Annotated in this window: 18 protein-coding genes and 1 pseudogene; 11 read left to right on the top strand and 8 right to left on the bottom strand. The window is 70.7% G+C overall.

Annotated elements, in window-relative coordinates; all coding sequences use genetic code 11:
• Window positions 1-514 (top strand): monofunctional biosynthetic peptidoglycan transglycosylase (mtgA, locus tag VGW35_13095; GenBank protein ID HEV8308591.1); only part of this gene is annotated, 514 nt, incomplete at its 5' end.
• A 138-nt stretch (window positions 515-652) separates the two neighbouring features.
• On the opposite strand, the gene VGW35_13090 is transcribed toward mtgA, so the two are convergent.
• Window positions 653-1,366: a hypothetical protein gene (locus tag VGW35_13090; protein ID HEV8308590.1), complete on the bottom strand. Its 714-nt coding sequence runs from the start codon at window positions 1,364-1,366 to the stop codon at window positions 653-655.
• Window positions 1,367-1,620: 254 nt separating this feature from the next.
• Here VGW35_13090 and VGW35_13085 point away from each other — a divergent pair, with 254 nt between their 5' ends.
• The 9 genes from VGW35_13085 to VGW35_13045 all read left to right on the top strand — a co-directional run bounded on the left by VGW35_13085 (window position 1,621) and on the right by VGW35_13045 (window position 10,166).
• Complete coding sequence (locus tag VGW35_13085; protein HEV8308589.1) at window positions 1,621-2,148, top strand: gamma carbonic anhydrase family protein; 528 nt, start codon at window positions 1,621-1,623, stop codon at window positions 2,146-2,148.
• Complete coding sequence (locus VGW35_13080) at window positions 2,148-2,915, top strand: glucose 1-dehydrogenase (GenBank protein HEV8308588.1); 768 nt, start codon at window positions 2,148-2,150, stop codon at window positions 2,913-2,915. The genes VGW35_13085 and VGW35_13080 overlap by 1 nt, the downstream gene beginning before the upstream one ends.
• A gap of 55 nt (window positions 2,916-2,970) precedes the next feature.
• A complete protein-coding gene (locus VGW35_13075) occupies window positions 2,971-3,882 on the top strand; it encodes an LLM class F420-dependent oxidoreductase (GenBank protein HEV8308587.1) in 912 nt (303 codons plus the stop codon).
• 138 nt (window positions 3,883-4,020) lie between these two features.
• Complete coding sequence (locus VGW35_13070; GenBank protein HEV8308586.1) at window positions 4,021-4,614, top strand: peroxidase-related enzyme; 594 nt, start codon at window positions 4,021-4,023, stop codon at window positions 4,612-4,614.
• A 23-nt stretch (window positions 4,615-4,637) separates the two neighbouring features.
• The gene (locus tag VGW35_13065; protein HEV8308585.1) at window positions 4,638-6,230 is read left to right on the top strand and encodes an ABC transporter substrate-binding protein; all 1,593 of its coding nucleotides are present in this window, start codon (window positions 4,638-4,640) and stop codon (window positions 6,228-6,230) included.
• A 144-nt stretch (window positions 6,231-6,374) separates the two neighbouring features.
• A complete protein-coding gene (locus VGW35_13060; protein HEV8308584.1) occupies window positions 6,375-7,301 on the top strand; it encodes an ABC transporter permease in 927 nt (308 codons plus the stop codon).
• Entirely contained in the window at window positions 7,294-8,175 is an 882-nt protein-coding gene (locus tag VGW35_13055) for an ABC transporter permease (protein HEV8308583.1), read from the top strand. Before VGW35_13060 ends, VGW35_13055 begins: the two co-directional genes overlap by 8 nt.
• A gap of 3 nt (window positions 8,176-8,178) precedes the next feature.
• The gene (locus tag VGW35_13050; GenBank protein HEV8308582.1) at window positions 8,179-9,282 is read left to right on the top strand and encodes a hypothetical protein; all 1,104 of its coding nucleotides are present in this window, start codon (window positions 8,179-8,181) and stop codon (window positions 9,280-9,282) included.
• Between the two features lie 38 nt (window positions 9,283-9,320).
• The gene (locus VGW35_13045) at window positions 9,321-10,166 is read left to right on the top strand and encodes a hypothetical protein (GenBank protein ID HEV8308581.1); all 846 of its coding nucleotides are present in this window, start codon (window positions 9,321-9,323) and stop codon (window positions 10,164-10,166) included.
• Between the two features lie 121 nt (window positions 10,167-10,287).
• Here the strand turns inward: VGW35_13045 and VGW35_13040 are convergent, their stop codons facing one another.
• The 6 genes and pseudogenes from VGW35_13040 to pqqA form a co-directional block, all read right to left on the bottom strand.
• Window positions 10,288-11,319, bottom strand: a complete 1,032-nt coding sequence (locus VGW35_13040) for an LLM class flavin-dependent oxidoreductase (GenBank protein HEV8308580.1) — start codon at window positions 11,317-11,319, stop codon at window positions 10,288-10,290.
• Between the two features lie 32 nt (window positions 11,320-11,351).
• Window positions 11,352-12,452 (bottom strand): pyrroloquinoline quinone biosynthesis protein PqqE, encoded by a 1,101-nt coding sequence (pqqE, locus tag VGW35_13035; GenBank protein ID HEV8308579.1) that lies wholly within the window; start codon window positions 12,450-12,452, stop codon window positions 11,352-11,354.
• Window positions 12,449-12,730: a pyrroloquinoline quinone biosynthesis peptide chaperone PqqD gene (gene pqqD, locus VGW35_13030; protein HEV8308578.1), complete on the bottom strand. Its 282-nt coding sequence runs from the start codon at window positions 12,728-12,730 to the stop codon at window positions 12,449-12,451. Before pqqD ends, pqqE begins: the two co-directional genes overlap by 4 nt.
• Entirely contained in the window at window positions 12,727-13,278 is a 552-nt protein-coding gene (locus VGW35_13025; GenBank protein ID HEV8308577.1) for a pyrroloquinoline quinone biosynthesis protein C, read from the bottom strand. Before VGW35_13025 ends, pqqD begins: the two co-directional genes overlap by 4 nt.
• Window positions 13,279-13,331: 53 nt before the next feature.
• Window positions 13,332-13,583, bottom strand: a pseudogene (locus tag VGW35_13020) (MBL fold metallo-hydrolase).
• 205 nt (window positions 13,584-13,788) lie between these two features.
• Window positions 13,789-13,887 (bottom strand): pyrroloquinoline quinone precursor peptide PqqA, encoded by a 99-nt coding sequence (pqqA, locus tag VGW35_13015; protein HEV8308576.1) that lies wholly within the window; start codon window positions 13,885-13,887, stop codon window positions 13,789-13,791.
• 221 nt (window positions 13,888-14,108) lie between these two features.
• On the opposite strand from pqqA, the gene VGW35_13010 reads away from it, so the two are divergent.
• The gene (locus VGW35_13010; protein ID HEV8308575.1) at window positions 14,109-15,248 is read left to right on the top strand and encodes an iron-containing alcohol dehydrogenase; all 1,140 of its coding nucleotides are present in this window, start codon (window positions 14,109-14,111) and stop codon (window positions 15,246-15,248) included.
• On the opposite strand, the gene VGW35_13005 is transcribed toward VGW35_13010, so the two are convergent.
• Window positions 15,245-16,180, bottom strand: a complete 936-nt coding sequence (locus VGW35_13005; protein ID HEV8308574.1) for a DNA-formamidopyrimidine glycosylase family protein — start codon at window positions 16,178-16,180, stop codon at window positions 15,245-15,247. The two genes, VGW35_13010 and VGW35_13005, sit on opposite strands and share 4 nt — an antisense overlap.

The raw sequence follows: 16,180 nt of genomic DNA, 5'->3' as shown, positions 1-16,180 counted from the left end.
GCCCTACGCCAGCATCTCGCCGCATCTCAAGCGGGCGGTGCTGGTGGCGGAGGACATCAACTTCTTCTCCCACGGCGGCTTCGAGCTCTCGGAGGTCAAGATCGCGCTGGAGCGGGCCGTCGAAGACCTGGAGGCCCCCCGGGGCGCCTCCACCATCACGCAGCAGCTCGCCAAGAACCTGTGGCTCTCGCCGTCGCGCAACCCCCTCCGGAAGCTCAAGGAGGCGCTCCTGACCTGGCAGCTCGAGCGCGCCCTCGGCAAGCGGCGTATCCTCGAGCTCTACCTCAACGTGGTGGAGTTCGGCCCGGGAATCTACGGGGTCGGCGCGGCCAGCCAGCGGTACTTCGCAAAGCCCGCGGCCGACCTCGGCGAGCAGGACGCGGCGCGGCTCGCGGCCAGCCTCCCCCAGCCCAAGACCTGGCATCCCGGGGCGGCGAGCCCCGCCTATCAGCGCCAGGTGGCGACCATCCTGCGACGGATGGCGAAGGCAGAGTTCCTCTGGAGACAGATCTGACGGGCGAGTCGAGCTCTCGCCCTTGACGCCCCGCAGCGCCTCGGATACGGTCGTGGCGAACATCCGTGACGCGGATCGAGGATCCGGCCAGCGAGCTGAGCTGCGCCGTGGCCCGTCAGATGGGACGCCCCTGAGCGGCTATTGCACCCGGAACGGCGTGGTGAACTGCAGGCCCAGATCCAGCGGCACCGCGGTGGGGGCCACCAGAGTCGAGAAGACGAAGGGCGTGCAACCGGCGCCGTTGTCGAACGAGCGCGACGTGATCATGCGCAAGGCCTGGCCGTTATCGACGTAGACCCGGCCCCGGTGATCGACCCCCGCCGTCGGCAGCCCGCCCATTCCCCGGCGTACGTAGCCGGACGCCGAGCAGTCCACCGTCTCGAAGAAGACGAAGTCGTAGCCGACGAGCGTGCCGCCGCTCAGCCGGAGGGTGAAGACGAGCTGGTCAGTCTTGAAGCCGACCACGGGCGTCAGGCTCTCCACGCCGACCACGGGTCCAAGCGCCGTCCCGTTCGCATCGACCACCTGGAAGAACGCGGATGCCGGAGGGCCGGGAGGGCCCTGAGGCCCGGCGGGGCCCTGAGGTCCAGTCGGGCCAGCCGGACCGGCGGGGCCGGCCGGACCGCGGGGGCCCGTGATGCCCCAGTCGAGCGCCTGCTCGCTCGCCTGGCACTGGTCGTTGGGGCCGACGATCCGAAGCCGGGCTTGCGTGTTCTGGACGCAGCTGTGGACGAGGCTCGGGTCTCCCCCGTGAGCCCAGACGGGCGTCATCGGGGCCAGGAGGGCGATGGCGAACACCGCGCTCGCCAACGGCCCGCGAAGCGATCGAGTCGCGCATCTCATTTGGTTCATGGGTTCCTCCTAAGCAATCCCAAGCCGAAGGTGCAAGGGTCGGACCACGGAAGGCACGCCGTCACCGCGGAGGAGCGCGATCGCGCCGGCCGCGAGTTACGACGGGGTCGTTCTCGTTTGAGCCCCGACCGAGGCGTACGCGCTGACGATTCGCGCTCGCCCGCGGCGCCCTTGGTCAGTCGATCCCAGATGATCCGGCGATCCCAGACAGGAATGTCCGCCAGGCGTGGACGCCCAGTGACGGAGGTGAGAGCATGATCCGCGAAGTCCCGGGCCGCACGCCGCGCGTCGATCCGGACGCCTGGGTCGACCTCGCCGCCCAGGTGATCGGCGACGTCACCATCGAAGCCGGCGCCAGCGTCTGGCCCGGCGCGATCCTCCGCGGCGACCAGGACAACTACGTGAGGCTGGGGAAGAACTCGAACGTCCAGGACGGCGCCGTCCTCCACGTCACGCCGCAGTACCCGTGCATCGTCGGGGCCGGCGTCACCATCGGCCACTGCGCGGTCGTCCACGGGTGCACGATCAAGGACCACGTCCGGATCGGGATCGGGGCCGTCGTCCTCAACGGCGCGGTGGTGGAGGAAGGGGCGCAGGTCGGGGCCGGAGCGCTGGTGCCGCCCGGCAAGATCGTGCCGGCGGGCTGGCTCGTGATGGGAGTGCCGGCCAAGCCCGTCCGGCAGATGTCGCCCGAGGAGCTCGAGGACATCCGGAAGAACGCCCGCGAGTACGTCGAGCTCTGGCGGCGCGATTACGGCCCCCGGGCCGGGGAGGGCGCCTGATGGGCACGCGGCTCGCGGGCAAGGTGGCCTTGGTCACCGGCGGGGCATCGGGGATCGGAGCGGCGACGTGCCGGCGGTTCGCCACGGAAGGCGCGGCCGGCGTCGTGATCGCGGACGTCAACGACGCGGGAGGGCAAGCCCTGGCCGGCGAGCTGGCCGCGGCCGGCGGGCAGGTGGTGTTTCGGCACCTCGACGTCACGCGCGAGGCCGAGTGGGTCGAGGCGATCCGCGAGGTGATCACACGCTACGGCCGGCTCGACGTGCTCGTCAACAACGCCGGGCGGGGCGGGCCGGGCGGCCGGCCCGTGGTCGAGCACACGACCGAGGAAGGCTGGGGCCTTCTCTTCGACGTCAACGCCAAGGGGGTCTTCCTGGGCACCAAGCACGCCATCCCTGCCATGCGGAAGACCGGTGGGGGCTCCGTGATCAACGTCGTCTCGATCTACAGCCTGGTCGGGAGCCGGTTCGGGACCGCCTACCACAGCTCGAAGGGCGCGGCCCGGGCCTTCACGAAGGCCGCCGCCGTCCAGTACGCGCCGGAAGGCATCCGGGTGAACGCCGTCCACCCCGGGTTCGTCGAGACGCCCATGACGGCCGAGCTCCACGCCCAGCCCGGCGTCCGCGACGAGCGGATCGCGCTCACGCCTCTCGGCCGCCTGGCGGTGCCGGAAGACGTCGCCTGGGGGATCCTCTACCTGGCCTCCGACGAGTCGAGCTTCGTGACGGGCAGCGAGCTGGTGATCGACGGCGGCATGACGGCGAGATAGCGCCGCGCTGCCGCCGTTCCGCGTCATGGCCGGGCTGAAGCCCTTCCGATTCGGCGTGAGTGTCTGGCGCGCGGGATCGCGAGCCGAATGGGCGGACAAGGCCCGGAGGCTCGAGGACCTCGGGTACGCCGTGCTGACCGTCCCCGATCACCTCACCGACCTTTTCGCTCCGATGCCGGCACTGATCGCCGCCGCCGGCGCCACGAAGCATTTGCGGGTCGGCACGAACGTGCTCAACAACGACTTCCGCCACCCCGTGCTGGTGGCGCGTGAGGCCGCGACGGTGGACCTCTTGACCGACGGCCGGCTCCAGCTCGGCCTGGGCGCCGGGCACATGCAGTCCGAGTACGATCAGACGGGGTTGCGCTTCGATTCGGGCGGCACTCGGATCGAGCGGCTGACGGAAGCGGTGGCCATCGTCAAGGGCCTGTTCGAGGGTGAGCCGGTCACCTTCGTCGGCCGGCACTACCGAGTGACCGGCCACCGGATCTACCCCCTCCCCGTCCAACGACCTCACCCGCCCATCCTCATCGGCGGCAACGGCCGGCGGCTTCTCACCCTCGCCGCCAAGGAAGCCGACATCGTCGGCCTGTCGGGCATCACCTTTCGGCGCGGCGGCGCCGAGCCGGACCTTTCCGGATGGCGGACGGCGAGCGTCGACGAGCGGGTACAGCTCGTGCGAGAGGCCGCCGGCGACCGTTATGAGCGGCTCGAGCTGAACGCGCTCGTCCAGCGGGTCGTGGTGACGGACGATCGCCGTCAGGCCGCCGGGGAGCTGGCGAGCCGCTGGACGCAGCTGAGCCCCGAGGAGATCCTCGAGAGTCCCTACGTGCTGATCGGGACCGTGGACCAACTGGTCGAGGATCTCCAGGCGCGCCGGGAGCGCTGGGGCCTCTCCTACTACGTCATCTTCGAGCCCGACGCGGGCGTCTTCGCCCCCATCGTCGCCCGCCTCGCTGGCCGGTAGGTCCCTGGGCGCAGCCTCCGGTCCTCCCGCGACTGCCGACTTGCCGCGCCTCCCGCATGGCCTGACGCGTGCCCCGAAAGGGTGCTCTAGGCCCGGCCTTGACACGCGCGAGGGGCGGATGCTAACAGGAGGCCCACCATGGCGTACATCCGGATGGTCGGCCCCGAGGAGGCCGAGGGCCACCTGAAGGCGATCTACGAGACAGATCGCACCCAGTGGGGCACCGTCTCGCCGGTCACCCGGATGTGGAGCCTGCGTCCGGACGCCCTCGAGGCCTACCTCGCCTTCAAGAAGACCGTCTTCTTCGGCGGGACCACGCTGGGACGGGTCCGCGAGGAGCTTCTGGCGCTGGTCCTGTCCGCCCTCACCCGCTGCTCGTTCTGCGCGGTCACCCACGGCGAGTTCCTGCGCCAGGCCCTCGGCGCCGATCATGCCCGCGTCGTGGAAATCGCCCGCGACTACCGGCAGGCCGGCCTCGAGCCGGCCGATGTGGCGATGCTCGACTTCGCCGTCAAGGTGACCGAGGCCTCGGACCGGGTCACCGCCGACGATGTCGAGGACCTGCGCCGGGCCGGCTTCGACGAGACCCAGATCCTGGACATCATCCTGGTGGCCGCCTACCGGAACTTCATGAGCCGCGTGGTCAACGCGGCCGGCCTCACGCTCGAGGGCCCGGCGCGGGCGCTCCCTGACACCTTCAAGGCGGCGCTCGCCACCGGGCGCCCGATCTGACCGGATCACACGAGGAGGAAGCCATGGGGCGACGGCCCTTCACGACGATCCTCGTCCTGCTCGCGGCCCTCGGCTCGTCCGGCCTCGCCTCGACGGCGGCGGCGCTGCCCGGCGTGCTGCGCGTCGCGATCTTCGGCGATCCCGACGCCTTCGACCCGCCGGTCGGCACGAGCCTCCCGGCCGACACGATCGTGAGCCACGTCTACGACAGCCTCCTGGCCGCCGACGCCCAGGGCCGGGACGTCGCGGCGCTGGCCGAGCGCTGGGAGGTCTCGCCGGACGGCAAGGTCTTCACGTTCGGCCTCCGGCGCGGGGTGAAGTTTCACAACGGCCGCGAGCTCACCGCGGAGGACGTCAAGTACTCCTACGAGCGGGCGCTCAAGCCGGAGCTCAAGGCGCCGGCCGCCTCGTATCTCCTCCCCATCGCCGGCGCCCAGGAGTTCCGCGACGGGAAGGCCAGGGACGTCACCGGCATCACGGTGCTGGACCGTGCCCGCGTCCGGATCGAGTTCACGCGGCCCAACCCCCTGTTCGTCAAGCATGCCCAGAGCGCCCGCCTCGCCATCGTGAACCGCGAGGCGACCGAGGCCGCCGGTGGCAAGATCACCGAGAAGAACCTGGTCGGGACCGGGCCGTTCGTGTTCAAGGGCGGGCGGACCAACTACCAGTGGCTGATGGAGGCGTTTCCGGACTACTACCAGGGGAAGCCCCGGATCAGCCGCCTCGAGCTCTGCGTGGTCCCGGACGAGAACACGCGGCTGGCCCAGTACGAGAACGGTGAGCTCGACCTGATCGAGCCGCCCGTCAGCGCGCTGGAGCGGATCCGCAAGGACCCCGCGCTCGCCCGGGAGCTTCTGGTGAAGCCCCGGGCCCGCTCGGTGGTCTTCGGCCTCAACTACGCGGTCCAGCCGGTGTTCCGTGATCGGCGAGTGCGCCAGGCGCTGGCCCTCGCCTTCGACCGGAAGCTCATCGCCCAGGTCATCCTGCAGGGAACCGTGGAGCCGGGACGGAGCATCGTCCCACCCTCCGTCTACACGATCGACACCTCAGCCCTCAGGGGTCCCGGCTACGAGCCCGACCGGGCCCGGAAGCTCCTGGCCGAGGCCGGGTTCCCGGACGGCAAGGGTTTCCCGTCCCTCGAGCTGGTCACGCGGCCTCAGACGGTCTACGTGAGGGCCTCCGAGGCGGTCGCCAACATGCTGCAGAAGAGTCTGGGCATCGCCGTCCAGGTCCGGAGCGTCGAGTTCGGCAAGTACATCAAGGACCTCAACGCCCGCAATGTGACGGCCTTCTTCCTCCATGCCTGGACGGCCGAGTATCTGAGCCCGCAGTATTTCTTCGGCGACCTGATCCACTCCCGGGGGCCCCGGAACCGATTCAACTACGCGAGCCCCCAGGTGGACGCCCTCCTCGACCGGGCCGACCAGACGGTAAACACGGAGGAGCGCCAGCGGCTCTACCTGGAGGCGGAGAAGCTCACCATCGACGACGTCGCCGTCCTGCCCTTTTACAACGACACCTACAGCTTCCTGGTGAAACCGTATGTGACGGGGCTCGAGTTCACGCCCACGGGGCCCGGCTATCTGCCGGTGAGCCGCGTCTCCGTCGAGCGCTAGGGCCGTGGCCGATAACCGTCGCAGCCCGTCGTCTTCAGCCGGCGCCCATCCTCGACGTACAAAGGCGTACGCCTCCGGTGGGCGCCGGCCTGCGTCCTAGGGCTGCCCGGTTCTCGGCCGCGGCCCGCAATCCTGGTTGAGCGCTTGCTCCGGTACGTCTGCCTGCGGCTCGGTCTCACCGTCCCCGTCCTGCTGGCGGCGTCGCTCGTCATCTTCGTCCTCGGCCGCCTGGCCCCGGGCGATCCCGTCGCGCTGATCCTGGCCGAGCAGCAGAGCAACCCCGAGATCGTGGATCGGATTCGGGCCGAGTTCGGGTTCGACGAGCCGATCCCGGTGCAGTACCTCTACTGGCTTCGGCAGGCCCTGCGCGGGGATCTGGGCATCTCGTTCTTCCGCTTCGGCCGGCCGGTGACGGCCATCCTCGCCGAGGGGCTGGCGACGACCGTCAAGCTCGCCGCCGTCGCGCTGGCCATCGCGGTCGTCTTCGGCGTGGGGCTCGGCGTCTGCGGCGCCGTGTGGCGCTGGACCTGGGTCGACAGCCTGAGCCTGCTGGTGGCCCTGCTCGGTGTGTCAGTCCCGCGCTTCGTGCTGGGGCCGGTGGGGATCCTCGTCTTCGCCCTCACCCTGCACGTGCTGCCGGTCGCCGGCTGGGGCCGGTGGGAGCACTACCTCCTCCCGGCGGTCGTCCTCTCGGCCCACGGGGTCGCCACGATCTGCCGCCTCACCCGCTCCTCGCTGCTGGAGACCCTCGGACGTGACTACGTCCGGACGGCCCGCGCCAAGGGGTGCCCCGAGCGGACGGTGATCCTGCGCCACGCCCTCCGGAACGCCCTGGTCCCCGTCGTCACGCTGGTAGGCACGTCCTTCGGCTTCCTCCTGTCGGGATCGTTCATCGTGGAGACCATCTTCAACGTGCCGGGCCTCGGTCGGTTGGGCGTCACCGCCATCTTCCAGCGCGATTACCCCGTGATCCAGGGCATCACCCTGGTCATGGTCTTCCTGTTCCTGCTCATCAACCTCGCCGTCGACCTCACCTACTCGGTCTTGAATCCCCGGGTCCGCTATGAGTGAGTGGGTCCTGGCGAGGACCGCCGCGCCCGGACGCAGCCGGATCCAGGCCGGTCTCGGCCGGCTACGTGGCAAGCTCCTCGTCTCGAGCCTGGTGATCCTGGCTCTCGCCGCGGTCGCCGGGCTGGCCCCGTGGCTCGCGCCGTACAGCCCGAGCGAGCAGGATCTCCTCCAGTCGAACCGCGCCCCTTCCGGAGCCCACTGGCTCGGGACCGACGTGCTCGGGCGGGACGTCCTCTCCCGCATGATGTGGGGCACCCGCGTCTCGCTCGCGGTCGGGGTCGCGGTGGTCGCCATGGAGATCGTCATCGGGGCCGGCCTCGGCCTCGTGGCCGGCTACCGGGGTGGCTGGCTGGACCTCCTCGCGCTCCGGATGGCCGACGTGACGCTGGCCTTCCCGCCGCTGCTGTTCGCCATCCTCACCGTGGCGCTCCTCGGCCCGAGCCTCCTGAACATCCTGGTGGCGCTCATGCTGGTGGGCTGGCCGGAGCTGGCGCGCCTGGTCCGGAGCGAAGTGCTGGGGCTCCGGGCGCTCGAGTTCGTGGAAGCCGCCCATGCGCTGGGAGCTCGCCCCACGCGGGTCCTCGGGGTCCACCTCGTCCCGAACGTGGCCAACAGCATCCTCGTCCAATCGAGCCTCCGCGTCGGCCAGGTCATCGTCGCCGAATCTGTCCTGTCGTTCCTCGGGATCGGCCTCCAGCCGCCGACGCCCTCCTGGGGCTCGATGATCAGCGAGGGCCTCGAGTACATCCGCACCGCGCCCCATCTCACGGTGTTCCCCGGGGCCGGGCTCGTCCTCATCGTCCTGGCCTTCAACTTCCTCGGCGAGGGGCTCCGCGATGCCCTGGACCCCCGGCTGGCCCGCACAGAGAGGTGACGCATGCCGGTGCCCTACGATTTCCAGACCGATTGGCCGCGGATGGCCAGGCTCATCGTGCACCAGGCGCTCCGGACCGCGCCCGGCGAGCGGGTGCTCATCCACGCCGACCCTACCTACTTCCCCGCCCTGACCGAGGCGGTGCGCATCGAGGTCAACCGGGCGGGCGCGGTCGAGCTGGCCACCGTGATGCTGCACCCCCCCGGGCTCGAGCAGGTCCGCCGCCAGCTCCGGCGGCGCGAGGATCCCGCGCTCAAGGCGCTCGAGGACCGGGCCGTGGCCGGGCTCTTCGACCTCGCCGACATCTATATCTGGCTCCCGACCACCTGGGCCTACAACGTGGGGCAGACGGAAGAGATTCTCGAGAGGTGGCGGGGCCGCTCGATCCACTTCCACTGGATCATGGACGCGGCCACCATGGACACCGGCCTCTTCCGCATCCTCTCCGAGACCTACGACGCGGCGCTCTACATCGACTACGCCGCGCTCACTGACCACCAGAAGCGCCTCATCGAAGCCCTGCGGAACCAGACGGTCGAGATCACGGATCCCCGGGGGACCCGCCTCCGCTTCGAGCTGCGGGACCCCCACTTCCACGTGGGAAACGGGGACGCCTCCCGGGCCTTCATCGACGGGTACGCGCGGCCCGGCAGCGCCCGCGACCGTGAGGTGGAGCTTCCCTGCGGGGCGATCCGGACCATCGACGTCTCGGATGCCGAAGGGGTCTTGATCACCCCCTCGGAGACGTTCGCCGGCCGCCAGGTCGGCAGCCTGCGTGTCGAGTTTCGCGCCGATCGGATCACGCGGATCGCGAGCGAGCACCACCAGGCCTACGTCGAGGCGGCCTGGAGCACCGAGACCGGCGACAAGGACCGGATCGGCGAGTTCAATGTCGGCGCGAACCCCAAGCTCACGATGCGGCCCGGGATCCCGTACGTCCCCTACTACGGCTACGGGGCGGGCATCGTCCGCTTGAGCCTCGGCGACAACGCGGAGTCGGGCGGACGGAACCGCTCCAGCTACCACCAGTGGCTCTTCCTCACCGACGCCACCGTGGCGGCGAACGGGCGGCGGATCATCGAGCAAGGCAAGCTCGTGCTCCCGTGACTCTCGGCTTCCCCGCCGCGCTCGGAAAGAGGTCTCGCATGAACAGCTGGCAATCCGGCTTCGGGTCGGTCCTGGCCGTGATCACTCTCCTGGCCGCACCCCTCCCCGCCGCGCCCGCTCAGGAGCGGACGCCCCGGACCGGTGGGGTTCCCCTGACGGTGAAGCAGACCCGGCATTGCAGCGCCTTCGCGCCGGCGGACTGGGCCTTCACCACGAATCCGCAGGGCTCGACCGCGGAGGCACTCAGCGCCGATCGAACGATGTACGCCGGCTGGGGCGTCGTCGCCATCAACCGAGCCCAGCAGCCCTTCTACGGCGACCTCTACGGCGATCCGGAAGCCTCGATCCGCTTCCTCACCAACCAGCTCCTGGCCCTTCAGATGGGCGACGCCAGCGGCCTGCGCTACACCGGGGCGCCCGAGCCCTTCCTGGGCTACTTCGCCTTGCGGCGCTTCGAGTCGGCCCGGCACGCGGGATTCGTCTTCTACAGGATCTACCCCGGACCGAACCCGGCGTCATACGTCGAGTCCGTCTACTTCGCGATCGCGGCGAAAGCGCAGTGGAAGACCAAGATCCGGACGGCCGCCGGCGTCGTGGTCTCGATTCGGTGCGTCACCCAGCTCGTGTCGACCGGCTCCGGCTCGGCCCGTCCCAAGCCCAACCCCGGCAGCTCGCCGCGCGCGGGGTGCGGCGCCGGCGGCGACCTCCGCGGCTACCAGAAGGAGCTGGGAACCCAGTACGCCTACTCGCGCAGCACGGGCCAGAACTTCCTGCTGGACCCGAGCACGGACTGGAACGAGAACGGCCCGCAGGGTCCCGGCTATTACCGGCGGGTCGGGACCGACTACGAGAAGCTCGAGCTGGGGCGATCCGACGACTGCTGAGTTCAATCGGAGGGGGTGTCGGAACACCCCCTCCGAGGCCTCCCCCAAGATCGTTGCGGCGGCAAAGCCGCCGCTCGGAGCGGAGTGCCGGCGGGCGCGCGCGGCGCCGTCGGAAACCTCCTCAGGGCCGCGTTGCCGGAACGTGCTCCCGCAGGGCGGGCAGGACCGTCTCCATCGCCCGGCGCATCTGCCCCATCGGGTCCCAGCTCGCGAAGCGCAGGATCGGGAGAGTGCATCCCGCGTCGAGGAAGCGGGCGATGCGCTCGGTCACCTCGGTCGGCGTCCCCGTCACCAGGCGCCACCGGAGATACTCCTCGGGGAAGCTGCCCAGGTGGTACGCCTCGTAGAACCGCCGGGCCTCGTCGAAGGCGGCCTGGCTCCGGTCCTGGACGTTCACGTAGAAATGGATCATCGACGTCGCCGGGAGCGGATGGCGCCCGGCCGCAGCCGCGTGGGCGAGGATGCGCTGCCAGCGCGCCCCGAACTCGTCGGGGGTGCTCATCTCCACCTGCCAGCCGTCGCCCACTTCGCCGACGCGCTTGAGCGCCCGCTCGATGGTCGCCTCGTCGGCGTAGGGCGCCTGCGGATTCGAGGCGATGGCGATGGGACAGGGGCGCTGGACCGGGGTGACATTGAGCCGGACGTCGTCGAACCGGTAAAAGCGGCCGTGGTGCGACACGGCTTCCCCCGTCCACAGGGCGCGCAGGATCTGGATGCCCTCCACCATCCGGCCCACCCGCTCGGCGGTGGTCGTGCCCATCGCCGCGAATTCGACCTCCCAGCGCGCCCCGCTCGGGGAGCGATGCCCCGTCTTCGTGCTCGGCCCGCCGCCGAGGCAGGCCACCAGGAGCGTGCGGCCCTCACTCAGCAGGTCCAGGGCCGCCCACTGGTTCGCGAGCACGATGGGGTGGCGAAAGATGAAGCTCGCCATGCAGGCGGTGCCGAGCGTCACCCGGCGTGTCCGGCCGGCCACCAGCGACAGGAAGACGATGGCGTCGAGGCGGGGCTTCGAGATGAGGTTGTCACCCGTGAACACGGCGTCGAAGAGCTCCGAGCGGTCGGCCAGCTCGCACATGGCCACGAGGTCCTTCGGGTCGGCGGCGCCGATCACGACGCCCCGGTTCGGGACGCTCAGCCCCCAGCGGATCCTCATCGCGGGTGCCGTCGAGCCTTCAGTTCGACGCTTCACGTCCGCGCCGGCGCCCGGGCGGCCCGGTACACGAGGGGGACGTCTCCCTCGACCGCCTCGGACTCCCGGCGGGCGGTCTCGATGAGGCCATGGTCGGGTGACAGCGAGCACGCGGGATCCGTCGCCGCGGCCCCGCCGGTGAGGTGGAAGGCCTGGCAGCGGCAACCGCCGAAGTCGATTCCGCGTCGCTCGCAGCTCCGGCAGGGCTCCGGCATCCAGGCCTCGCCCCGAAACGCATCGAGCGCCGGGGAGTCCCGCCAGATCTCCCCGAGCGCTCGGGCGCGGATGTCGTCGAAGGTGAGGCCGGGCAGCGTGTGGGCGGCGTGGCAGGGCAGCACGAGCCCGCCCGGGCTCACCACCATGAACCGCCGCCCCCAGCCCTCCATGCAGGCCTTGGGGAATTCCGCGTAGTAGTCCGCGGTGACGAACAGGACTTCCATTCGCCCGCGGAGCCGTCGCCGCGCCTCGGCGGCAACCGCCCGGACCCGCGCGAGCTGCTCCCGCGTGGGCAGCAGCGCCCGCCGGTTGACCAGCGCCCAGCCCACGTACTGCGTGTTGGCCAGCTCCAGCCGATCGGCGCCGAGCCGCTCGGCGAGCGCGACGACGTCGGCGATGCGGTCGAGGTTCGCCCGGTGCAGGACCGTGTTGAGCGTGAGCGGAAAGCCGAGCTCCTTCACCCAGGCGGCGACCTCGAGCTTGCGGTCGAAGGATCGGAGCCCGGCGATTCGATCCGACGGTGCGCCGGCGACGTCCTGGATCGAGAGCTGCACGGCGTCGAGCCCGAGCTCCCGGAACGCGCGCAGGCGCTCGCGAGTGAGCGGGATGCCGCTGGTGATGAGATTGGTGTAGAGGTCGAGGCCTCGGGCGCGGGCGATCATCGTCTCGAGGTCCTCCCGGACGAGCGGCTCGCCACCGGTGAGGTTGAGCTGGACGACGCCGAGCTCCTCGGCTTCGGCGAAGACGCGGAGCCAGGTGGCCGTGTCCAGTTCCTCGGCGTGGCGCGGCCAGTCGAGCGGGTTCGAGCAGTAGACGCAGCGCAGCGGACACCTGTAGGTCAGCTCGGCGACCAGGGTGTAGGGCCGATAGTGATCGGTCATCGCGCGTCGCGCACGAGCCCCCGGGCGGCCATCGACGCGAGAAACTCCCGCACCTGGCGCTCGACGACCTCTCGAGGTTCCGTCCCGTACTTCGCCGCCAGATGATCGACGATGGCCTCCACGGTGTGCTCGCCGGTACAGAGCTGGAGAATGTCGCTCGCCGTCGCGTTCAGGACGAGTCCCCGCTCCGGGTAGAGCAGCATGTACTGGCCCGACTTCCGGTCGAAGCGGAGCCGCGCCTTGGGGGCCAGCCGGGGACGCGTGTCGGCCGACGTCACGCCACGCCCCCGGCCGGCCCCCAGCCCGGCTCGACGTACGCCGCGTAGAGGCAGTCGAGGAGGTGCCCGAGGATCTCCGTCTTGCGGATCAATGCCGCCACGCACCGGGCCTGCAGCTCGTAGGTCGTGGCCTGGCGCACGACGAAGTCGATCGCTTCCTCGGCGTCGCGCCGGGCTCGCGGCACCCGCGAGCGGAAATACTCCAGCATGTCCTGGCTGACCCACGGGTAGTGCCGCTCCCAGGCCAGCACGCGCTTTTGCATCAGGTCGGGAGCGAAGAACTCGGTGAGCGACGCGGCCACCGCCTCGACCAGACTCCGCCGGCTGACCAGCTCCACGTAGCCGTCACAGGCGAACCGCACCCCGGGGAGCACCGAGCGGCAACTCGCCACCTCGTCGCGATCGAGCCCCACGCCCTCGGCCAGTCGCAGCCAGAGCTCGAGACCTCCCTCGCCCGGCCCGTCGCCGTCGTGATCGCGGATGCGATGGATCCACATCCGGCGGAAGGCCGGATCCTCGGACCGGGACAGGATGATGGCATCCTTGATGGGAATACGTGTCTGGTAGTAGTACCGGTTGAGGACGGGAACCGCTCGAGCGTGCGGTAGAGCACATTCCCTTCCGTGAAGCCACGCCGCACGGCCTCGGTGGCGTAGATCACGAGCGGATGCGACTCCCGGAGGGACAGCAGCCCCAGGCAGTGGTCGAGATCCCCGTTGGTGAGGACGATGCCCGCGATCGGTGAGTGGCGCGGCCCGCGAGGGTGGAGCGGCGGGAAGCTCTCGATCTGAGTCCGGACCTCGGGAGACACGTTGAGGAGAAACCAGGTCCGGCCATCCGCGCTCAGGGCCACCGACTCCTGGGTGCGGGGCCTCGCCCGGATCGCCCCGTCGCGGACTCCCCGGCAGTTGCCGCACCCGCAGTTCCACTGCGGAAAACCGCCCCCGGCGGCCGAGCCCAGCACTCGGATCAGCACGATCGACCCCCGGAGACGGCGCAGCCCTTCCCGTCGGCCCGGGGCCGATCAGAAGGGCCGTCTCTCGATGCGCGCTTGGCGGTTAGGAGCCGTCGAGATCGTCCCGGTCGAAGTCGTCCTGATACGAGTTGATCTCCGCGTCCATCTTCACTTCTTCGAAGGCCGGGGTCTCCCAGGTCATCGCGCTCACCTCCCGTCCCACGTGAAGCGGTTGGGTCAACCTGGGCCGGAGTGTAAGAAGTCCCGGGCGACCCTGTCAAGGGTCTTGCCGGTCACCACGGAGCCCTTGCCCGTCCGCCCGGGTCGGCGGGGCATCGGGGCACCGGCTCTTTCTCACGGACCCCGGTTGATCTCCACGGCGGCCGGCCCCATCATAGGGCGCTGGACGCAGAGCCCGAGCCGATGCCGCCATCGTGGGCGCCCTTCACGTGGTTTCACCCGACCCGGATCGTTTTCGGGGTCGGCGCACTCTCGCGGCTGCCTTCCGTCATCGACGACGCGGGGGAACCCGGCGCGCGCGTCTTCTTGGTGACGGGCCGGCAGAGCCTGCGGGCCCGGGGTGTGCTCGACCGGGTGCTCGAAGCCGTCGGCCCGCGGCGGATCACCCTGTTCGACGCGGTCCCGCCCTTCCCGGCGCCCGGCGTCGTCGATACCGCAGTCGACGCCTGTCGGCGCGGCGCGGCCGAGGTGATCGTCGGGATCGGCGGGGGCAGCGCCCTGGACGTCGCCAAGCTCGTGGCGCTCCTGGCGATCCACCCGGGGACGGCGCGGGATCTGGCGGCGCGGCTGGCGACGATCGGGCAGCCGGGACTCCCCGTGGTCACGGTGCCGACGACGTCCGGGAGCAGCAGTGAAGTCACGCCGTTCGCGACGCTCTGGGACATGGCAGGGAAGCGCTCCATACATCACGCGAGCACCTTGCTGTTCCCGCGAGCGGCCATCGTCGACCCCGACCTCGCCATGGCGATGCCGCGGCGCCTGGCGGCCGTGACCGGCCTGGATGCGCTCACCAGCGCCATCGAGTCCTACTGGTCGCGGGAGGCGGCGCCGGTCTCCGACGCGCTGGCCCTGACGGCCATCCGGATGCTCGCCGAGAACCTCGAATCGTCGTGCAACGGCGGCGACGCGGACGCCCGGTCGGCCTGCGCCCTGGCCGCCACGGTCTCCGGCGTCGCGTACACTCACAGCCGCCCCAACGTCTGTCACGCCGTCGGAAGCCCCCTCACGCTCTTCTGGGACGTGAGCCACGGCCAGGCCGTCGCGATCACACTCCCGTCGTTCCTCCGGTGGACCGCCCCCGCAATTCCCGAAAAGCTCCCGGCGCTCTGGCGCGCCCTGGGAGTCTCCCACCTGGACGACGGCGTCGCCCGCCTCGCCGACCTCATGGAGCGCTGCGGTCTCGACACGCGCTTGCGCGCGCTCGGTCTCGGTGCCCCCGATGTCGAGACCGTGCTCGAGCACACGCGTTGGGAGCGGGTGGCCATGCTTCCTCGTCCGCTCGGGCGCGACGAGGCGCGGGCAATCCTCCAGGCCCTGCTTTAGCTCCGACGCGTTGGGGAGGCCGCGCCCGACGGCCCGCCCCCGCGCAGCTCATCCTGCTCCTCGAGGGTTCGCGGCCAGTCCTGCTTGAGGAGGCGCGAGAGGGCGCGGTCGGCGAGGAGCCGGCCGCCGGTCTGACAGCGCGCGCAGTAATTGGTCTCGTTCTCGGCATAGACGATCCGCTGCACGGGCGGCCCGCAGTTCGGCCACGGCTGGCCGTAGCGGCCATGGACGGCCATCGCCGGGTGGAATGCCGTGACGTGCTCGGGAAAGCCCTGCCCGGCCTCGCGCCGCAGGCGCTCGGTCCACTCGGTGAGCGTGGACCGCGTGGCCTGGAACAGCCGTGCGATCTCGGCCTCGGTGAGCTGCCGGGTCAGGCGCACGGGCGAGAGCTTCGCCCGGTGAAGGATCTCGTCCGAGTAGGCATTGCCGATTCCGCTGAAGAGCCGGGGGTCGGTGAGCACGCGCTTGAGCGTGTGGCTCTCGCGCGTGAGCGCGGCCCGGAAGGCAGGAAGGTCCGCCTCGAGCGCCTCGAGGCCCCCGGGGTCGTGTTCTCGGAGCCCGGGCTCTCCACGCACGACGTAGAGGGCCGCCCGCCGCGTCGAGCCCGCCTCCGTGAGGAGGAGGGTGCCCGAGGAAAAGTCGAAGGCGGCCAGACCGATCCTGGCCGGCACCTTCGCGGCGGCCGGCTTCCAGTGGAGGCGCCCGGCGATCATCAGGTGGAGGATCAGGAAGAGCTCGTCCTGGAAGCCGATGGCGATGCGCTTGCCGAGTCGGCGGAGGCCGCGCACCGTCTGCCCGACGAGCGCCGACCAGGGCGGATCGACGGAGCGGAGGACGAACGGGCTCACCAGGCGGACCCGCTCGAGCCGCCGGCCGACGATCCGCGGCGCGAGAGCCTCGATGTAGACGGTGACGTCCGGCAACTCGGGCAT

The organism is Candidatus Methylomirabilota bacterium (genome assembly GCA_036005065.1).
GTDB lineage: Bacteria > Methylomirabilota > Methylomirabilia > Rokubacteriales > DASRDR01 > DASYQW01.
This window is presented reverse-complemented; position numbering and strand designations above follow the sequence as displayed.